We start from the raw sequence: 16,638 nt of genomic DNA on the forward strand, positions 1-16,638 counted from the left end.
GATCATCCGTGAAGGGCTCGAACTCGAACCGTTCGTATACCGGCGACCCTGTCCCGCGGTTCGAGGATCCCCGACAACCTGGGGGCAGGGGCCCGGCAGCTGCATCGCCGAGGCTGGTAGGCGCAGGGAGGGAAATGCACTTATGACTGAGAACCGGAAGTTCAACGCCCGCGCCCTCGGCTTTGCCGCTGTTACCGGCGCCCTTGTTGCCGTCCCGTTCGCATTCTCCACCGCGACCGCATCCGCCGCGCCCGCCCACGACTGGGACGGCGTCGCTCAGTGCGAGAGCGGCGGCAACTGGGGCATCGCCACCGGCAACGGCTACTACGGCGGCCTGCAGTTCTCGCCGAGCACCTGGGCGGCCAACGGCGGCCAGGGCTCGGCGCACACCGCAAGCAAGGAAGAGCAGATCCGCGTCGCGGAGAACGTGCTCGCCACCCAGGGTGTCGGCGCGTGGCCGTCCGGCGGCAAGTACCTGCGCCCGGGCACCTCCGCACCGGAGCCCGAGGCCGTCGTGGAGCCGGAACCGGCCCCCGAGCCCGCCGCGCCCGCCCTGCCGCTGCCGGGCAGCTCCAAGGCGCTGGTCGACCAGGCCAAGGCCGTGGGCAGCGACCTGGCCAAGCAGCACGGCCTGGAAGGCCAGTACCTGCAGATCCTGGAGCAGAACGGCTCGCTGATCGAGGCGATCGCCGGCCGCTAAGCGCCTGCTGCACAACGAAAGCGGCGCTGCCGTCCCTCGGGACAGCAGCGCCGCTTCGTGTTTCGGTTCCGACCTACCTCAGCGACCGGCGTCCTGGTATGCCTTCGCTGCGGCGTCCAGCTCGTCCAGCGCCTTGCCCAATTCCTGGAAGTTGCCTGAGCGCATGGCATTTCGCAAGGCGTCGATCTTCCGGTTCAGCTCAGCGGCTGCGGCGTCCTTGGCGGGCGACGAGCCGGGTGGCGGGGTGACACTGCCNCACCGCGGCATTCCCGCAGCGGCTGCGCTGGCTGGTGAGGTCGCGGGATGACGGGGGAAGCGTAAAGGTCGGTTCTGCCTCGCCGTTGGCTGAGGCGTTGAACCAGGTGCTGCCCGGCAGCGGTGCGCTGGCAGCTCCGTTCGGTGGCGATGCCGGTGCGCGGCCGCGCCCCGGTACCGGGCCACCGGTGTTCGGCGGCGGCGTGGTGCCTTCCGCGGGCGGCGGCACGGTACCGGGGCGCGGCCGCGTACCGGAATCGCCACCGAACGGAGTTGCCAGCGCACCGCTGCCGGGCAGCACCTGGTTCAACGCCTCAGCCAAAGTCGAGGCATAACCGACCTTTACGCTTCCCGCGTCATCCCGGTAACTCACCAGGACGCGCAGCAGCTGCGGGAAGGTCGCGGTGTTCGCTCCGGTGTTGCGTTCGTTGTAAAACGGCTCCACATAAAGGATTCCGCCGTCGGCGATCGGCAGGGTCAGCAGGTTGCCATATTTGATCTTGTTCGAGTTCGACAGCAACGTCTTCTCCCGAGAGACCTCCGGCGCCGTCGTCATTCGGTTCTGGGTCTGCTGCGGACCCAGCGTCTGCGTATCGGTCGGCAATCGCAAGATCGTGAACTTGCCGTAGTCGTCGGGATCCGACCGCACCGAGATATACGCCGACAGGAACTGCCGGTTGTAGCCGACCATCGCACTGGTCAGATTGAAGACCGGCTTGTTCCCGCCCTTCGGGTCACCCAGCAGCACGTAGTAGGGCGGCTGGTTGGCCGGTGCCCCACCCTCGATCGTCGGATCGGCCGCCACCGACCAGAAGGCGTTGTTGGTGAAGAACTCTCGCGGATCGTCGACGTGGTACTTCGTCAACATCTCGCGCTGCACCTTGAACAGATCTTCCGGATACCGGAAGTGCGCGCGCAACTCCGGAGTGATCTCGCTTTCCGGCTTGACCGCCCCGGGGAACACCCCGCGCCAGGCCTTCAGCACGGGATCCTTCGAGTCCACCTCGTACAGGTTCACCGTGCCGTCGTAGGCGTCGACGGTGGCCTTCACCGAGTTACGGATGTAGCTGACTTCCTTGCGCGGAATCAGCCTGCCGGTCTTCTTGTCGATGCTGTCCTCGATACCGTCCAGCGAGGTCTTCTGCGCGTACGGGTAGTTGTCGAGAGTGGTGTACGCATCGACGATCCACTGGATCCGGCCGTCGACGACCGCCGGGTAGGCATTGCCGTCGGTGGTCAGCCACGGTGCCACCTTCTGCACCCGGTCGCGCGGGTCGCGATTGAAGATGATCTTGGAGTTGTCGCCGATGGCCGAGGAGAACAGAATGTTGCGCTCGGCGTACTTGGCGGCGAAGGCGAGCCGGTTGAACCAGTTGCCGATCGGCACGCCACCCTTACCGTCGTAGGTGAACTGCGCGGTGTCGGAGTCGTATTCGCGGGGTCGCTGGCCTTCCGTGGTGCCGACGATCGAGTAGTCGGGAGTGGCCTGCGAAATCACCTCGCCGAAATAGATGCGCGGCTGGTCTACCTTGATCCGCTGCCTGTCCTTCGGCGTGAACAGGTCGCTGACCATGAAGATCGGGTAACCGCTGTCGCTGCTGCCGCCTGCCGCGTTCGGATCATCGGACTGCGGCTTGTTGACCCGGTTCGCCGGCGCGGCGACGAAACCATTGCCGTGGGTGTAGACGGTGTGCTGGTTGATCCAGTCCTTCTGGTTACCGCTCAACGCGGCGGGCGAGAGCTCGCGCGCGGCGACGATGTAGTCCTGCACATCGCCGTCGAGGTTGTAGCGGTCGATGTCCAGCGACTCGGGGAAGCCGTAGAAGTTCTTCAGCTGGCGCAGCTGAGTGAAGGTGGGCGACAAGATGTTCGGATCGAGCAGCCGGGCATTGCCGATGGTCGCGGCGTCGACCGGCACGTCCAGCGGGTTCTTCTTGCTCTCGCCCTTGTAATCCTGATAGTTGATCTTGTCGTCGGTGATCCCGAACGCCTGCCTGGTCGCGGCGATATTGCGTTGGATGTACTCGCTTTCCTTGTCCGCGGCGTTCGGACGCACCGAGAACTGCTCGACCACCAGCGGCCACACCGCGCCGACCAGGATCGAGGACAGCACGAGCAGCGCGGCCGCCATGGCGGGCACCCGCAGATCGCGCAGCACGATGCCTGCGAAGAAGGCGAGCGCGCAGATCACCGCGATGGAGAGCAGGATCAGCTTGGCGGGCAGCACCGCGTTGATGTCGGTGAAGGAACCACCGGTGAAGGTGGGCTCCTTACGACTGCTCATCAACAGCTCATAACGATCGAACCAGTACGCAATCGCCTTGAGCAGCACGAAAAGCCCGGCCAGCACGGCCAATTGGATACGCGCGGCGCGGGTCAGCGTGCCCTCGCGACCGCTCAGCCGCAGACCGCCGAAGATGTAGTGCGTCACCAGGCTGGCAAAGAACGCGATGACCACCGCGACGAACAGCCAGTTCAGCACCATGCGATACAGCGGCAACTCGAAGGCGTAGAAACTGACGTCGAGATGGAACTGCGGGTCCTCCTGGCCGAACGCACTGCTGTTCAGGAACAGCTGCACGGTGACCCAATTCGACTGCGCCACCAGGCCGGACAGCAGTCCGAGCAGCACCGGAATGCCGACGCCGAACAACCGCAGCCTGCTCATCACGGTGGTGCGGTAGCGCGCGATCGGATCGTTCGGCCCGGCCACCGGCACGAACACCGGCCGGGAGCGATAGGCCATCAGCAACGCCAGCCAGACGATCACGCCGACGAAGATCGCCACGCCGACGAACAACAGGATCCGGGTCACCAAGACCGTGAGATACACCTCGCGGAAACCGACTTCGCCGAACCACAACCAATTGGTATAGGTGTCGGTCAGCCGTGGACCGAGTAGCAGCAACGCCGCTAAGGCAATGGCCGCCAGCAGCAGCACGCGGCTGCGTCGGGAAAGCGAAGGTAAGCCGGTGGGGGGCCGCATGCCCACGATGCCACTCTCCAAGGTCCGGCGGCACTCGCGCCGATCCAGCAGGCCGAGACGCCGCAGTCCGATAGTGCGGGGTGGTCCTTACGGACCGTCGGGGCCCACTCTACGGAATCGGACACTGATCACATGCTCTGCCCGCGATTCGACGCTCGAAAACTCGCTCACGGCGCAAAATTGAGCGCCGAACTCGGGTTTGTGAATAGCCTGTCCAGTCGATTTGATTGGATGTCCCCCGTGACTCCCGCAGATCTGCACGCCGAATTGGTCCTCGCCCGCGCCGTCCGGGAGGTGGCCGATTTCGTCGACGCCGAAGGGTGGGGAAGACCGCCGCAGATGTTCGCGCTGGTACCCACCGCCGACCTGATCGCGGCGCAGCCGGAGCTGCTCGAGGAGGTCGACGAGGCGGCCGAGCTCACTCCTGTTGCGCAGGAGTCGTATCCGGACGAGGTGACCGGCGGCTCGGTGGCATTGGACGAGTACCTCGCGACCACCAGCTGGCCGCCCGCCGTCCAGGGCTGCGTGCTGGTGCAGGAGATCGTGGTGCTGCCGCCGGATGCCGAGTCCTCCCTGGACGAGGCGCTGGTGCCGCTGCTCGCCGACCACGAGGCGGCCGACGCCGCCGCCCGGGCCGCGGCCGAGTCGCATCCGGAGCGGCGCGAGGCCCGCCTGTTCGCCGCGGTGCTGCGCGAGGGCGCGTCGCTGAGCCTGCTGCAGTTGCGACCCGAGGAGGACGCCGACGACTTCGGCGATCTGGACCTGCGCACCTACCCGAACCTGGCGCCCAACCTCATCGACGCGCTGCACGCCACCCTGGAGTGGGCCGGCGACTGACCGGCTCAGCCGCAGCCGACGGTTTCCTTGCCCGCGTTGATGTCGTTGAGCGATTGCACGGCGCCGGTGAGGTTTTCGACCTTGACCAGGCGCAGCCCCTCGGGGGTCCGCTGTTTGGCCTCGTTGCAGTTGGCGGCGGGCACCATGAAGGTCTCCGCGCCCGCGTCGCGCGCGGCCATCATCTTGTACTGGATGCCGCCGATCGGGCCGACCTTGCCCTCCTGATCGATGGTGCCGGTGCCCGCGACGAACTTGCCGCCGTCGAGCTCGCCGGGGGTGAGCTTGTCGATCAGCGCGAGGCTGAACATCAGCCCGGCCGACGGTCCGCCGATGTCGGCGAGGTTGAAGAACACCTGCAACGGCGGGCGCGCGCCCTCTCCCGGCGTCACGCCGAGGTAGCCCTTGTCCTTGTCGTCGGGTCGCGCGCCGAGGGTCACCTGCAGGGTCTGCTCGGCGTTCTCGCGGCGCACCTGCACCGTCAGCTGTGCGCCCGGCGGCTGCGCCGACACCGCCGACACCACGTCCTTCGGCTCGGCGATCGGCGCGCCGTTGATGCTGATGATCTCGTCACCGGCTTTCAGCACGTCCTTGGCCGGGCCGTCCTCGGCCACCTTGCGCAGCAGCACCACGGTCGGCATGTTCAGGTAGTGCAGCGCCGCGACCTCGGCATTGCCCTCGGAATCCTTGAAGTCCTGCTGGTTGGACTTGTCGATCTCGTCCCGCGACACCCCGGGCGGATACACCTCGGCGCGCGGCACCAGCCCGTGTTTGCCGCTCACCCAGAAGCCGAACGCCTCGAAGATGCTCAACCCGTCACGCACCGACACGGTGGTCATATTGAGGTGCCCCGTCGTCGGGTCCACCTCGGTGCCGCGAACGTCCACTACCTCTTTGCCCTCGACCTTGCCGAGGGTGTTGAAGGTGGGGCCGGGGCCGAGTGCGACGAACGGCACAGTGAGCACGCTGCCGAGGGCGCCGAGCACGAGCACCGGGATCAGGGCGGCCACCAGGGTGAGGATCCGACGATTCACCTGGACCACAGTAGTGATGGCCGCCGTCGAAGGACGCCGGAGGCGGACATTCGATGCTCCCGCGCGTCCCCGGTTTCGCGCCGCGCGAACATCAAGTGCCTGCACTACACGCGTAATGTTGGCCGTATGAGTGACGTCCCCTTCGGATTTTCGGACCGCGACGACGACGACCGCAAGCGCGGTGACGAGCCGGGCGGTCCCGAGTCGAATAATCCGTTCGGAGTGGGTGGACCCGGCGGCGGTTTCGATCCGTCACAGCTCGGCCAGATGTTGACCTCGCTCGGCCAGATGCTCAGCGGCATGGGTCAGCCCGGTTCCGCGCAGGCCGGTCCGGTGAACTACGACGTCGCCAAGCGACTCGCCCGGCAGCAGCTCGGGTCGAGTGTGACCCCGGTGTCGGCGAGCACCGCGAGTGCCATCGCCGATGCCGCGCACCTCGCCGAGCTCTGGCTCGACGGCGCGACCACCCTGCCCGCCGGCGCGACCAAGACCGTCGCCTGGACCGCCAACGACTGGATCGAGGAGACGCTGTCCACCTGGCAGCGGCTGTGCGACCCGGTGGCGCAGCAGATCTCGGGCATGTGGACCGCGTCCCTGCCCGAGGAAGCCAAGGAGTTCGCGGCGCCGATGGTGGGCATGCTCGGCCAGATGGGCGGCCTCGCCTTCGGTTCGCAGCTCGGTCAGGCGCTCGGTCAGCTCGCCAAGGAGGTGCTGACCTCCACCGACATCGGCCTGCCGCTCGGCCCCACCGGCACGGCAGCGCTGCTGCCCGCCGCGATCTCGGACTTCAGCGCGGGCTTGGAACAGCCGGAGAGCGAGATCATGGTGTTTCTCGCCGCGCGGGAAGCCGCGCACCAGCGGCTGTTCGGTCACGTGCCGTGGCTGCGCCAGCAGGTGCTCGCCGCGGTGGAGGACTACGCGCGCGGCATCCGGATGGACTTCTCCGCGCTGGAGGAAGCCGCCCAGGGCATCGACCCGATGGCGCTGACCGACCCCGGCAAGCTCGAGGAAATCCTGTCGCAGGGCGCGTTCGAGCCGCAGACCACGCCGGAGCAGAAGCAGGCGCTGGAGCGGCTGGAGACCCTGCTCGCGTTGATCGAGGGCTGGGTGGAAGTCGTAGTCACCGATGCGGTCGGCGATCGGCTGCCCGGTGCGGGTGCGCTGGCCGAGACCCTGCGTCGGCGTCGCGCCACCGGCGGCCCCGCCGAGCAGACCTTCGCGACCCTGGTGGGGCTGGAACTGCGGCCGCGCAAGCTGCGCGAGGCCGCCGCGCTGTGGCGCAGGCTCACCACCGACGCGAGCGTGGAGAAGCGCGACGGCGTCTGGGCCCATCCGGACCTGCTGCCCGACTCCAACGACCTGGACTCCCCCGCCGGTTTCATCGATGCGGTGATCGGCGGCGGCACCACCGCGTTCGACGATCCGCTGGCGCAGCTGGCGGAGACCGAGGCGCGCGAAAAGGCCGAGCGGGACAAGACCAATCCGGGTGCGGACGACAACGAGCCGGGGCCGGACCTGGGCAAGGACAGCGGCCCGTCCGCCTGAGTGTCCTGTTGATAGCCACGAATCCCTGTGTATAACTACGGGATTCGTGGCTGATCGGCGCCTGCGAGGCCCGCATACTGCCGGGCATGACCTCACTGTGTCGTGGCCCGCTGCTGCCCCCGCAGATCGCCGTGCTGGTGCGTCCGTCCGGCGTCGTACAACTCGGCTGGCATCCCGAGACCGCGCTGCTGCTCGACCCCGCCGGGCTCGACGCCGACACCGTGCTCGCCTTCCTGCGCCTGCTGGACGGAACGCAGACGCGGCCCCAAATCGTCTGGCGCGCCGGAGAATGCGGCATCGAACCGGACCACGCGATGGCGCTGCTCGACGTACTGGACGAGGCCGGACTGCTCGAGCATCCCGAGGACCGCGGCGGGCGGATCCGGTCGGTGCGGGTGCACGGCCTCGGCCCGATGTCCGACGCGATCACCACGGGCCTGCGCAAACTCGGTGTGCGGCCGAGCCGTTCGCGCGACTACCGGCCGCACGTCGCCCCGGTGTCCGGCTGGCAGACCGACCTGGTGGTGCTGGCCGACGTACTGGTCACCGACCCGCGACTCACCGAGGATCTGGTGCAACACCGGATCGCCCATCTGCCGGTCCGGATCCGCGACGGCCGTGGCGTGATCGGCCCGCTGGTGCTGCCCGGCGCGACCAGCTGCCTGCGCTGTGCCGATCTGCTGCGCGCCGACTACGACGCGGACTGGCCGCACCTGGCCGCGCAGTTGCTGGGCCGGGTCGGTCACGCCTCGCCGGCCAAGATCGCGGCCACCGCGGCCCTCGCGGTCAGCGAGGTGGAGGCCGTCCTGGCCCTGTCGACCCGCCGGGCACCGGCCACCTTGGACGCGACACTCGAGGTCGACCTGGACGCGTACCTGCTGAATCGGCGGCAGTGGCCGCGGCACGCGGACTGCGGCTGCCGCCGAATTCCGGCCGGTCTCACCGCGTGTCGAGATCGCCCGCATACCTCGGCCGCCGCGGAGCACGAGTGATCGGGGTCACGGCCATCAGCGGTGTCTATTGCACGATTGCCGTGGCTAAGAAGTACTTCCTTCCGCCATGATGGGTACGTGTCTGAGATCGTGCGCCGTCGCTCGTCCCGTAACGCCAAGTTGGCCAAGATTCCGCTCGGCATCGCCGGGCGGGCCGCCGTGGGGTTCGGTAAGAAGCTGGCCGGTGGCGACAAGTCCGAGATCAACGCGCAGCTGAACCAGAAGGCCGCCGAACAGCTGTTCAACGTGCTCGGTGAGCTCAAGGGCGGTGCGATGAAGTTCGGCCAGGCCCTCAGCGTGATGGAAGCCGCGGTGCCCGAGGAGTTCGGCGAGCACTACCGCGAGGCCCTCACCAAGCTGCAGGCCGCCGCGCCGCCGATGCCCGCCGAGACCGTGCACCGGGTGCTCGATCAGCAGCTGGGCACCCAGTGGCGGCAGCGGTTCCAGGAGTTCGACGACAGCCCCGCCGCGTCGGCCAGCATCGGCCAGGTGCACAAGGCGGTCTGGTCGGACGGACGCACCGTCGCGGTGAAGGTGCAGTACCCCGGCGCCGACGAGGCGTTGCGCGCTGATCTCAAGACGTTGAACCGGATGACCGGACTGCTCGCCTCGGTCATCCCCGGCGCCGACGTGAAGCCGATCCTGGCCGAGATCACCGAGCGCACCGAGGAAGAGCTCGACTACCGCAACGAGGCGGCCAATCAGCGCGCCTTCGCCAAGGGTTTCGACGGGCATCAGGACATCGTGGTGCCCAAGGTGGTGGCCAGCGCGCCGAAGGTGATCGTCACCGAATGGCTGGACGGCACCGCCGTCTCCTCGATCATCCAGGCCGGCGCCGCGGACCCCGAGGGCACCCGTGAGCTGCGTAACCGGGTTGCGACCCTGATGGGCCGGTTCCACTTCTCCTCCCCGGAAACCGTCGGCCTGCTGCACGCCGACCCGCACCCCGGCAACTTCATGATGCTCGCCGACGGCAAACTCGCGGTCATCGACTTCGGCGCCTGCGCACCGCTGCCGAACGGCTTTCCCCCCGTGCTCGGCCAGATGCTCGCGCTCTCGGTCGAGGAGCGCTTCGAGGAACTGACCGAGCTCATGTACGACAACGGCTGGGTCATCCCCGGCCGCACCGTCACGCATCAGGAGATCGCCGACTATCTGCGTCCGTTCACCGATCCGATCAAGTCCGACTCGTTCCACTTCACCCGCAAGTGGATGCAGCGGGTCGCGGGCAAGGCCTCCGACATCTCCAGCCAGGAGATGAAAACCGCACGCGCCCTGCAACTTCCGGCCGAGTACGTGATGATCTTCCGGGTGCTCGGCGGCTCCGTCGGCATCCTCGCCCAGCTCGACGCCGAATTGCCGTTCATGGAACTGGTCCGCACCTGGATGCCGGGCTTCCGCGAGGAGCGCACGGTCAGCTGAACCGGTGACCCGGCCCGCGATGCGAATTGCGGGATGCGGGGTCGCCGGTCGATTAACCTCATCCTCGGCTCGGATCGTCTCCGTCGACGAAGGGTGATGACCATGTCGCGCACCGGTCGCATAGTCGGTGTCTCGATCGGCGCGGCCGCTGCGCTGGGGGTGTCGATGGCGCCGGTCGGTGCCGAACCCGCCGCCGAAGCGCAGTCGGTGGTCTCGCTGTCGGTGGGGCCGGGAGTATCGACCGAGGTGGGTGGCAAACGCGTCGTCAGCCTCATCTGTGCGCCGAAGATCGGCGGCACCCACCCGAAGGCCGAGCAGGCCTGTGCGAATTTGGCGGCGGCCGACGGCAATATCCGGGCACTCGCCGACTTCACCGTGCCGCCACTGTGCTCCCAGGATTTCGTTCCGGTGGTCGCCGCCATCGACGGTGTCTGGCGCGGCGAGCCGATCTCCGACCATGGCTTCTTCTCGAACGAGTGCGTCTTGCACGCCACCACGGTCGCGGTGTTCGACTTCTAGGCCGCACTCGAGCGTCGCTGGCAAGTATTCGGATCAGCGTGATGTAAACACGCGGATTCAGTACCGCACTCCTGCCACTGTGCGAGGGGATCGAGAGAGGTTTTTCGGCAGGTGCGGTACGGAAGCGACGACCAGGCGCGGTGGCCTGGACTCGGCAACGTCGTGCACGACCGCAGGCGTGCGGCTCGGCTGACGCTGGCCCAATTGGCGGCGAAGACCGAATTGTCGCAATCATTTCTGAGTCAATTGGAGAACGGGCGCACCAATACGAGTCTGCGCTCACTGCAACGCATCGCGGATGCGCTCAGTACCACGGCGACGGAACTGCTGGCCGCGGCCGACAGTACGCCCGGTTCGGTGATCGTGCGCGCGGGCGAGGGCAGCCTCGATCAAACCGATTGGGACAACGACGGATCGGTGCGCTCGCTGGTACACGGCGCCAGGGAACTACGGGCGCTCGAGTTCACCGGCGGAACCAGGCGGGGCGAGCGCGAATTCACCCATGGCAACGACGAATTGATCTATGTGGTCTCCGGGACGATCACGGTCGTCGCCCACGGCGAAGAGGTGATCCTGTCCACCGGAGACTCCTATTACTGCCCGTCGGGCGTGCGCCACCGCTGGTGGGCGCACGCCGACGACACCAGAACACTACTGCTCGCCGTTGCCGACGGGCTGACGGTCCGCCGGGCACCCCACGGGCCACGGCGAACCGGACTTCCAAAACCCCGGTAGCACAACGCAAACGAGCCGCCCACCGGGCAACGGTGAGCGGATCGTCTGCTTTCTCGTTCGTTGGCTCGGCCCGTGTCAGGACCAACCGAATCGAGCACATCGACCGGAGGGAGGGAAGCTACTCCCGGATTCATGCCGGGACCGCGATCTTGCGCGGACGGCCGCGCGGGCGCTTGCGTTCGATGACGACTCCCTGTTCGAAGATTTCGCCACCCCAGACACCCCACGGCTCACGCCGATCCATGGCTGCGGTCAAGCAGCCCTTCCGGATGGGGCAACTGGCGCACAGCGCCTTGGCCTGCTCCAACTGGTTAGGGCTCTCGGCGAACCAGAGATCGGGATCTCCGGCACGGCAAGGCAGCACCTTGTTGACCTCCCTGGCCCGGGTGATGGGGGCCACGGTTCGGCATGTCACGTCAGTAGTGGCCTCTGGCCATTCCTGGGCGGTGAACACGTCGTTCTCCTTCAGCTCGTTGCAGCGGTTCGTTGTGTTGTCCGCGAAACCGGTGCCGGCTGGCTGAAGGGCCGAAAAAGATTGGCCACGGTTTCGCGTCGTGCGATCCGTGGCCAGGAGGTCTGGGAGGGAGATTCCCTACCTAGGTATTCGACATCTCTGCCGAGTCCTGATCACGATCGCTTGGTTTGCGGGGCGGAGGCGTGCTGCCTGCAGATCCGCCGGCTCATAACCGGCCTCTGCTGCGATGACGACAACGTTGTCTGCCGTCGTGGTGACGACAGACGGGTGCCAGCTACCCGCGTTGGGCTTGTCCTGCATGACGGCGCAGCCATGGGCATGCATGGGCGCGAGTTGCGCCTGCGTGCCGAACGCACCGATTTCGGACAGACCGATCCCCTGCAAGGCGAGGATCCCCCGGGAGGCCGACATGGGTGTATTCACCGCAACGTCGCTGCCGCTGAAGTAATTGATGTTCACGTCTGCCTCCCTCCATAACTCGTTGTGTCTGATGACTATGCGCGCCGGGATGACCTCCCGGTGCGTAGAACCCACCATAGGCAAGTTCGCCAAACGGTACAACCTATTTTCTACCTGCGGTTTTGGGGTCTTGCGCGCAGCCGCGAAGCGATGATCGCGAGCACGTCGGCGCCGTACTGTTCGAGCTTCTTCGCGCCGATCCCGGCGATCGCGGCCAGCGCGGCGTCGTCACCTGGCAGTTGTTCGGCGATGGCGGTCAGCGTGGTGTCGGTGAACACCACGAATTCGCGCACCTGCAAGGCCTGCGCCTTCTCCGCGCGCCACTCCTGCAGTGCCACCAGCAGCTCGGCGTCGAGGTCCGCCGGACAACGACGACAGCGGCCGAGCATAGTCGCATAGGTGCCGATGAGTGGCTTCGCACACACTCGGCAGGTGGGGCGAATGCCCTTCGCGGTTTCCGAGACCGGTGCCGCGATCCGGGAAGCCGGGGAATCGTCGGGCACGAGGCCGTTGAGGAACCGGGACCGGCGCCGGGTGCGCCGCTTGCCCTCGCCGCGGGCCAGCGCCCAGGACAGCTGCAGATGTACCCGCGCCCTGGTGACGCCGACATAGAGCAGCCGCCGTTCCTCTTCCAGTTTCGCCTCGTCGCCGACCGAACCGTCGTCGGCGAGCACGTGCGCGATCGGCAGGGTGCCGTCGGCGACGCCGACCAGGAAGACCGCGTCCCACTCCAGCCCCTTGGCGGCATGCAGCGAGGCGAGCGTGACGCCCTGCACGGTCGGTGGGTGCCGCGCCTCGGTCCGGGCGGCCAGCTCGCGCAGGAGGCCGGGCAGGTCGAGCTTTTCGTCGTGCTCGACCAGCTCCTCGGTCAGCGTGACCAGCGCGACGAGCGAGGCCCACTTCTCCCTGGCCTGGGCACCGGCCGGTTCGGCCGTGGTCAGGCCGAGCGGGGCCAGCACCGCGCGCACCCGGGTGACCAGCGCGGTGCCGCTGCGCGCCTCGCCGGGCAGATCGTCGCGCGAGGCGGCCTGGCGCAGCGCCGAAACGGCTTGCCGCACTTCGGCACGCGAGAAGAAGCCTTCGCCGCCGCGCACCTGATACGGGATGCCGCGTTCGGTGAGCGCCTGCTCATAGCTTTCGGACTGGGCGTTGATCCGGTAGAGCACGGCGATCTCGGCGGCCGGGGTGCCCGCATCGATCAGCCGCTTGATCGACTTCGCCACCGCGGCGGCCTCGGCGGGGCCGTCCTCGAACTCGGCGAAGACCGGCTCGGGTCCGTCCGGGCGCTGGCCGATCAGCTGTAGCCGGGTGCCCGCGATGCGGCCGCGGGCCACGCCGATCACCCGGTTCGCCAGCGACACCACCTGCGGGGTCGAGCGGTAGTCGCGTTCCAGGCGGACCACAGTGGCGTCGGGGAAGCGGCGGGAGAAGTCGAGCAGGTAGCCGGGGGTCGCGCCGGTGAACGAGTAGATCGTCTGGTTGGCGTCGCCGACCACGGTCAGGTCGTCGCGGTCGCCGAGCCAGGCGTCGAGCACACGCTGCTGCAACGGGGTGACGTCCTGGTACTCGTCGACGACGAAACTGCGATAGCGGCCGCGGAATTCGTCGGCCACCGCCGGATAGTCCTCCAGCGCCGCCGCGGTGTGCAGCAGCAGATCGTCGAAGTCGAGCAGCAGGCCGTCCGGTGTGGCCTTGAGCTTCTCGTAGCCCGCGTACACCTCGGCCACGCGCAGCGCGTCGTAGGGCGTCTCGCGGCGGTTCTTGGCCACCGCCGCCGGATAATCCTCCGGGGCGATGAGCGAGGCCTTCGCCCACTCGATTTCGCTGAGCAGGTCACGCACGCTGTCGGTGGCCGAGGAGAGCCCGGCCCGGTTCGCCGCCTGCGCGACGATCGGGAACTTGCCGTCGATCAGCCGCCACGGCACGTCGCCGACAATCTGCGGCCAGAAGTATTTGAGCTGGCGCAGCGCGGCCGCGTGGAAGGTGCGCGCCTGCACCTGGTTCGCGTCACCACCGAGGCCGAGGGCGCGCAACCTGCTGCGCAGCTCCCCCGCCGCCCGTGCGGTGAAGGTCACCGCGAGCACCTGATCGGCCTTCACATGTCCCGCGGAAACCAGGTGCGCGATGCGGTGGGTGATGGTCCTGGTCTTGCCGGTGCCCGCACCCGCGAGTACACACACCGGACCCCGTGGCGCGCGCACCGCGGCGGCCTGTTCGGGGTCGAGCGAATCCAGCTCGAGGCCGGACGGTCGGTGTGTACTGGTTGACGACACGGCACCCATCATGACAGTGACCGCCGACAACTCACGCGGCCCGCGCAATACTCTCGCCTGGTGGCACACGACACGCCGTCAACGGACGCACAACCGACCGACCGGCATGCGACCTGGATGGAACTGTTCTTCGACCTGGTCGCGGTCGCCGGGATCGGCCAGCTCACCCACCTGCTGCACCGTGGGCCATCGCTCGGCGACTTCGGCCTGTATCTGCTGCTCTACCTGGCCTTCTGGACGGCCTGGGCGTGCATGATGCTGTACGGCAACATCGCGCGCGACCAGACCAGGATCCGGCTGATGCTGGCGGCGATGCTCGGCCTCGGCGTGATGGCGAGCGCGGTCGCGGGCATCCCGGACCGGCATGCGACCACGTTCGCTGCGGTCTACGTGCTCGTGCGCATGGTCGCCGCGCAGGTCTGGGGCCGCGGCACGCTGGTGGTCGACTGGCCGATCGCGCAACTGTCCGTCGGTGTGTTGCCGTGGATCGTGTCGCTGTGGGTGCCCGAGCCGTGGAAGTACGGCCTCTGGGCGCTGGGCCTCGCGCTGGATCTGTGGCTGATGTTCGCGATGACCGGCGATCGAATGCTGGCGGGCGCGCAGGAGGCGATCGATCGCCGGTTGCGTAATTCGCGCCGATTCCGAAATGTCGAACCGCCGAAAGTCAAGGCGCTGCACGCTGATTCGGCACATCTCGGCGAACGTCTCGGGCTGTACGTGATCATCGTGCTCGGCGAGGGTGTCATCGCCGTGATCGCCGCGGTGGGCGGCGTGCGATGGCACGCACCGGTGCTCGCCCTCGGCTTCGGCGCGTTCGTGATCCTGGCCAGCCTGTGGGCGCTGACCCTGATGTACGGCTTCGTGCCGCGCCTGATCACCGGTATCGCCCCGGACGGCTCGCTGCCGAGGCAGTACGCGATGGCGATGCACTGCTGGATCACCGCAGCGATCGCCACCATCACCGCCGGGCTCGGGCTGGCCGTCGAGCACGCGGACGGGCACGTGTCCACCGGCATCGGCTGGTCACTCGGTGGCGGCGCGGCCGCGTATTTCGTGATCACCGGGCTCGGCGGCGCGCACAGCGGGGCCGGGTGGCGCTGGATGCTGAGCTGGCCGCTGCCGTGCGCGGTGCTCGCGGTGCTGCTCGGTGCGTTCGGCCCGCACCTCGGTGCGCTCGGGCTGGTGTACGGCGTGGTGGTGCTGTTCCTGTGGGCCGTGCTGTGCCAGACGCACGCCGCGGGGCAGTGGGGCGTCGGATCCGAACGCCGCGGGCGGTGGCGGCGGCCGAACCACGGTCTCGGGATCGATGAGGTGCTATAGCCGCCGGTCGCGCAGGCGCCGCAGATCGACGCCGAATTGCCCGGTCCGCGGCCCGAGCGGACCGAAGAACTCGCGGTCGCAGGCTTGCACCGCGACCACCGCCCGGTTCGCCAGTGCCGCACCGGCTTCGGTGGGCACCAGCGACTTCGCCCGCCGATCACTCGGATGGTCGCGCCGCTCGACCAGGCCCTTCTGTTCGAGTACGCGCAGCACCTGGGAGGTCATCATCGGGTCGGTGGCGGCCTGCGCGGCGAGATCACGCTGCATCACCGGATCGCCGGCGACCGCAAGGTAGGTGAGCGAGGTGAGCAGCACGAACTGCACGTGGGTGAGTTCGAACGGGGCCAGCGCCGCGCGCTGGGCGGCCTGCCAGCGGTTGGTCACCTGCCAGAGCAGCAGGCCCGGACCTTCGTCGGCGTGTTCGAATTCGCTGCGTAGCCCATTGTTTCGCATCGGCCTGCCTCACTCGCCTGACATCGCTGCCGCGATCACCGCATGGTCGTGTTCGGTGAGTTGTATCAGGCCGCGGCGCAATATCATTCCCCAGTTCGGGGTGCTCGTCATCGCCAGTTCGTCGCGCAAGTCGCCGATCGGGAACTCCCTGACCCCGGTCCGGTGGCTGACCGAACGACGCCACGGCCGGCAGCGGCTGCCGCCCGACAAGTCGACCGGGCGGCCTACCGAGCGGGGCGGTCATCGATGGTGCCGATCGCGGTCAGCGCGTGGATCGGCGACCACGCGGAACACCATCGCCCCGGGCAGCGTTGCATCCTTCGTGACTGACGCAACCCCCGACCTGACGATGTACTCGACCACCTGGTGCGGTTACTGCCGCAGGCTGAAGAAGCAGCTGGACGAGTCCGGTATCAGCTACATCGAGATCGACATCGAACAAGATCCGGCGTCGGCCGAGTTCGTCGGCAGCGTCAACGGTGGCAACCATGTGGTGCCGACGGTGAAGTTCGCGGACGGCTCGACGGCGACCAATCCGTCGCTGGTGGACGTCAAGAAGGCGCTCGCCGCACTCGCCTGATCAGCCGCGCCACGGTGCCCTGATCAGCACGCTGTGCTGGTTCGGATCAGCAGGCG

The 16,638-nt window shown here is 67.9% G+C and carries 15 protein-coding genes; 9 read left to right on the forward strand and 6 right to left on the reverse strand.

Going from position 1 to position 16,638, the window contains the following annotated elements:
* Window positions 1-142 precede the first annotated feature (142 nt).
* Window positions 143-700, forward strand: coding sequence for a transglycosylase family protein (locus tag DBO33_RS35345; protein WP_107658921.1), 558 nt, complete (start codon window positions 143-145; stop codon window positions 698-700).
* Window positions 701-899: 199 nt separating this feature from the next.
* On the opposite strand, the gene DBO33_RS35350 is transcribed toward DBO33_RS35345, so the two are convergent.
* On the reverse strand, window positions 900-3,941 hold the full coding sequence (locus DBO33_RS35350; protein WP_199856851.1) for a UPF0182 family protein: 3,042 nt from the start codon (window positions 3,939-3,941) through the stop codon (window positions 900-902).
* Window positions 3,942-4,172: 231 nt separating this feature from the next.
* On the opposite strand from DBO33_RS35350, the gene DBO33_RS35355 reads away from it, so the two are divergent.
* Complete coding sequence (locus tag DBO33_RS35355; protein ID WP_107658922.1) at window positions 4,173-4,778, forward strand: PPA1309 family protein; 606 nt, start codon at window positions 4,173-4,175, stop codon at window positions 4,776-4,778.
* 5 nt (window positions 4,779-4,783) lie between these two features.
* On the opposite strand, the gene DBO33_RS35360 is transcribed toward DBO33_RS35355, so the two are convergent.
* Complete coding sequence (locus DBO33_RS35360; protein WP_199856852.1) at window positions 4,784-5,809, reverse strand: YlbL family protein; 1,026 nt, start codon at window positions 5,807-5,809, stop codon at window positions 4,784-4,786.
* A gap of 126 nt (window positions 5,810-5,935) precedes the next feature.
* Here DBO33_RS35360 and DBO33_RS35365 point away from each other — a divergent pair, with 126 nt between their 5' ends.
* The 5 genes from DBO33_RS35365 (at window position 5,936) to DBO33_RS35385 (ending at window position 11,022) form a co-directional block, all read left to right on the forward strand.
* The gene (locus DBO33_RS35365; RefSeq protein ID WP_107658924.1) at window positions 5,936-7,354 is read left to right on the forward strand and encodes a zinc-dependent metalloprotease; all 1,419 of its coding nucleotides are present in this window, start codon (window positions 5,936-5,938) and stop codon (window positions 7,352-7,354) included.
* Window positions 7,355-7,440: 86 nt separating this feature from the next.
* Window positions 7,441-8,346 (forward strand): hypothetical protein, encoded by a 906-nt coding sequence (locus tag DBO33_RS35370; protein WP_107658925.1) that lies wholly within the window; start codon window positions 7,441-7,443, stop codon window positions 8,344-8,346.
* Window positions 8,347-8,424: 78 nt separating this feature from the next.
* Window positions 8,425-9,768, forward strand: coding sequence for an ABC1 kinase family protein (locus DBO33_RS35375; RefSeq protein ID WP_107658926.1), 1,344 nt, complete (start codon window positions 8,425-8,427; stop codon window positions 9,766-9,768).
* Between the two features lie 102 nt (window positions 9,769-9,870).
* Window positions 9,871-10,287 carry an SSI family serine proteinase inhibitor gene (locus DBO33_RS35380; protein WP_159080686.1) on the forward strand — a complete coding sequence of 139 codons (417 nt, stop codon included), beginning with the start codon at window positions 9,871-9,873 and terminating at the stop codon, window positions 10,285-10,287.
* A 111-nt stretch (window positions 10,288-10,398) separates the two neighbouring features.
* On the forward strand, window positions 10,399-11,022 hold the full coding sequence (locus tag DBO33_RS35385) for a helix-turn-helix domain-containing protein (RefSeq protein WP_234391224.1): 624 nt from the start codon (window positions 10,399-10,401) through the stop codon (window positions 11,020-11,022).
* A 130-nt stretch (window positions 11,023-11,152) separates the two neighbouring features.
* On the opposite strand, the gene DBO33_RS35390 is transcribed toward DBO33_RS35385, so the two are convergent.
* The 3 genes from DBO33_RS35390 to DBO33_RS35400 form a co-directional block, all read right to left on the reverse strand.
* Window positions 11,153-11,422, reverse strand: coding sequence for a WhiB family transcriptional regulator (locus DBO33_RS35390; protein ID WP_107658928.1), 270 nt, complete (start codon window positions 11,420-11,422; stop codon window positions 11,153-11,155).
* A 192-nt stretch (window positions 11,423-11,614) separates the two neighbouring features.
* Window positions 11,615-11,956, reverse strand: coding sequence for a hypothetical protein (locus DBO33_RS35395; protein WP_159080687.1), 342 nt, complete (start codon window positions 11,954-11,956; stop codon window positions 11,615-11,617).
* Window positions 11,957-12,066: 110 nt separating this feature from the next.
* Window positions 12,067-14,238 carry an ATP-dependent DNA helicase UvrD2 gene (locus tag DBO33_RS35400; RefSeq protein ID WP_234391443.1) on the reverse strand — a complete coding sequence of 724 codons (2,172 nt, stop codon included), beginning with the start codon at window positions 14,236-14,238 and terminating at the stop codon, window positions 12,067-12,069.
* A gap of 51 nt (window positions 14,239-14,289) precedes the next feature.
* Between DBO33_RS35400 and DBO33_RS35405 the strand changes: the two genes are divergently transcribed.
* The gene (locus tag DBO33_RS35405) at window positions 14,290-15,549 is read left to right on the forward strand and encodes a low temperature requirement protein A (protein WP_107658931.1); all 1,260 of its coding nucleotides are present in this window, start codon (window positions 14,290-14,292) and stop codon (window positions 15,547-15,549) included.
* On the opposite strand, the gene DBO33_RS35410 is transcribed toward DBO33_RS35405, so the two are convergent.
* Window positions 15,544-16,002, reverse strand: a complete 459-nt coding sequence (locus tag DBO33_RS35410; RefSeq protein ID WP_107658932.1) for a MarR family winged helix-turn-helix transcriptional regulator — start codon at window positions 16,000-16,002, stop codon at window positions 15,544-15,546. The genes DBO33_RS35405 and DBO33_RS35410 overlap by 6 nt on opposite strands.
* Window positions 16,003-16,351: 349 nt before the next feature.
* On the opposite strand from DBO33_RS35410, the gene DBO33_RS35415 reads away from it, so the two are divergent.
* Window positions 16,352-16,582: a mycoredoxin gene (locus DBO33_RS35415; protein ID WP_107660865.1), complete on the forward strand. Its 231-nt coding sequence runs from the start codon at window positions 16,352-16,354 to the stop codon at window positions 16,580-16,582.
* The last annotated feature ends 56 nt before the right edge of the window (window positions 16,583-16,638 follow it).

Source organism: Nocardia suismassiliense (assembly GCF_900269665.1).
GTDB classification, from domain to species: Bacteria; Actinomycetota; Actinomycetes; order Mycobacteriales; family Mycobacteriaceae; genus Nocardia; species Nocardia suismassiliense.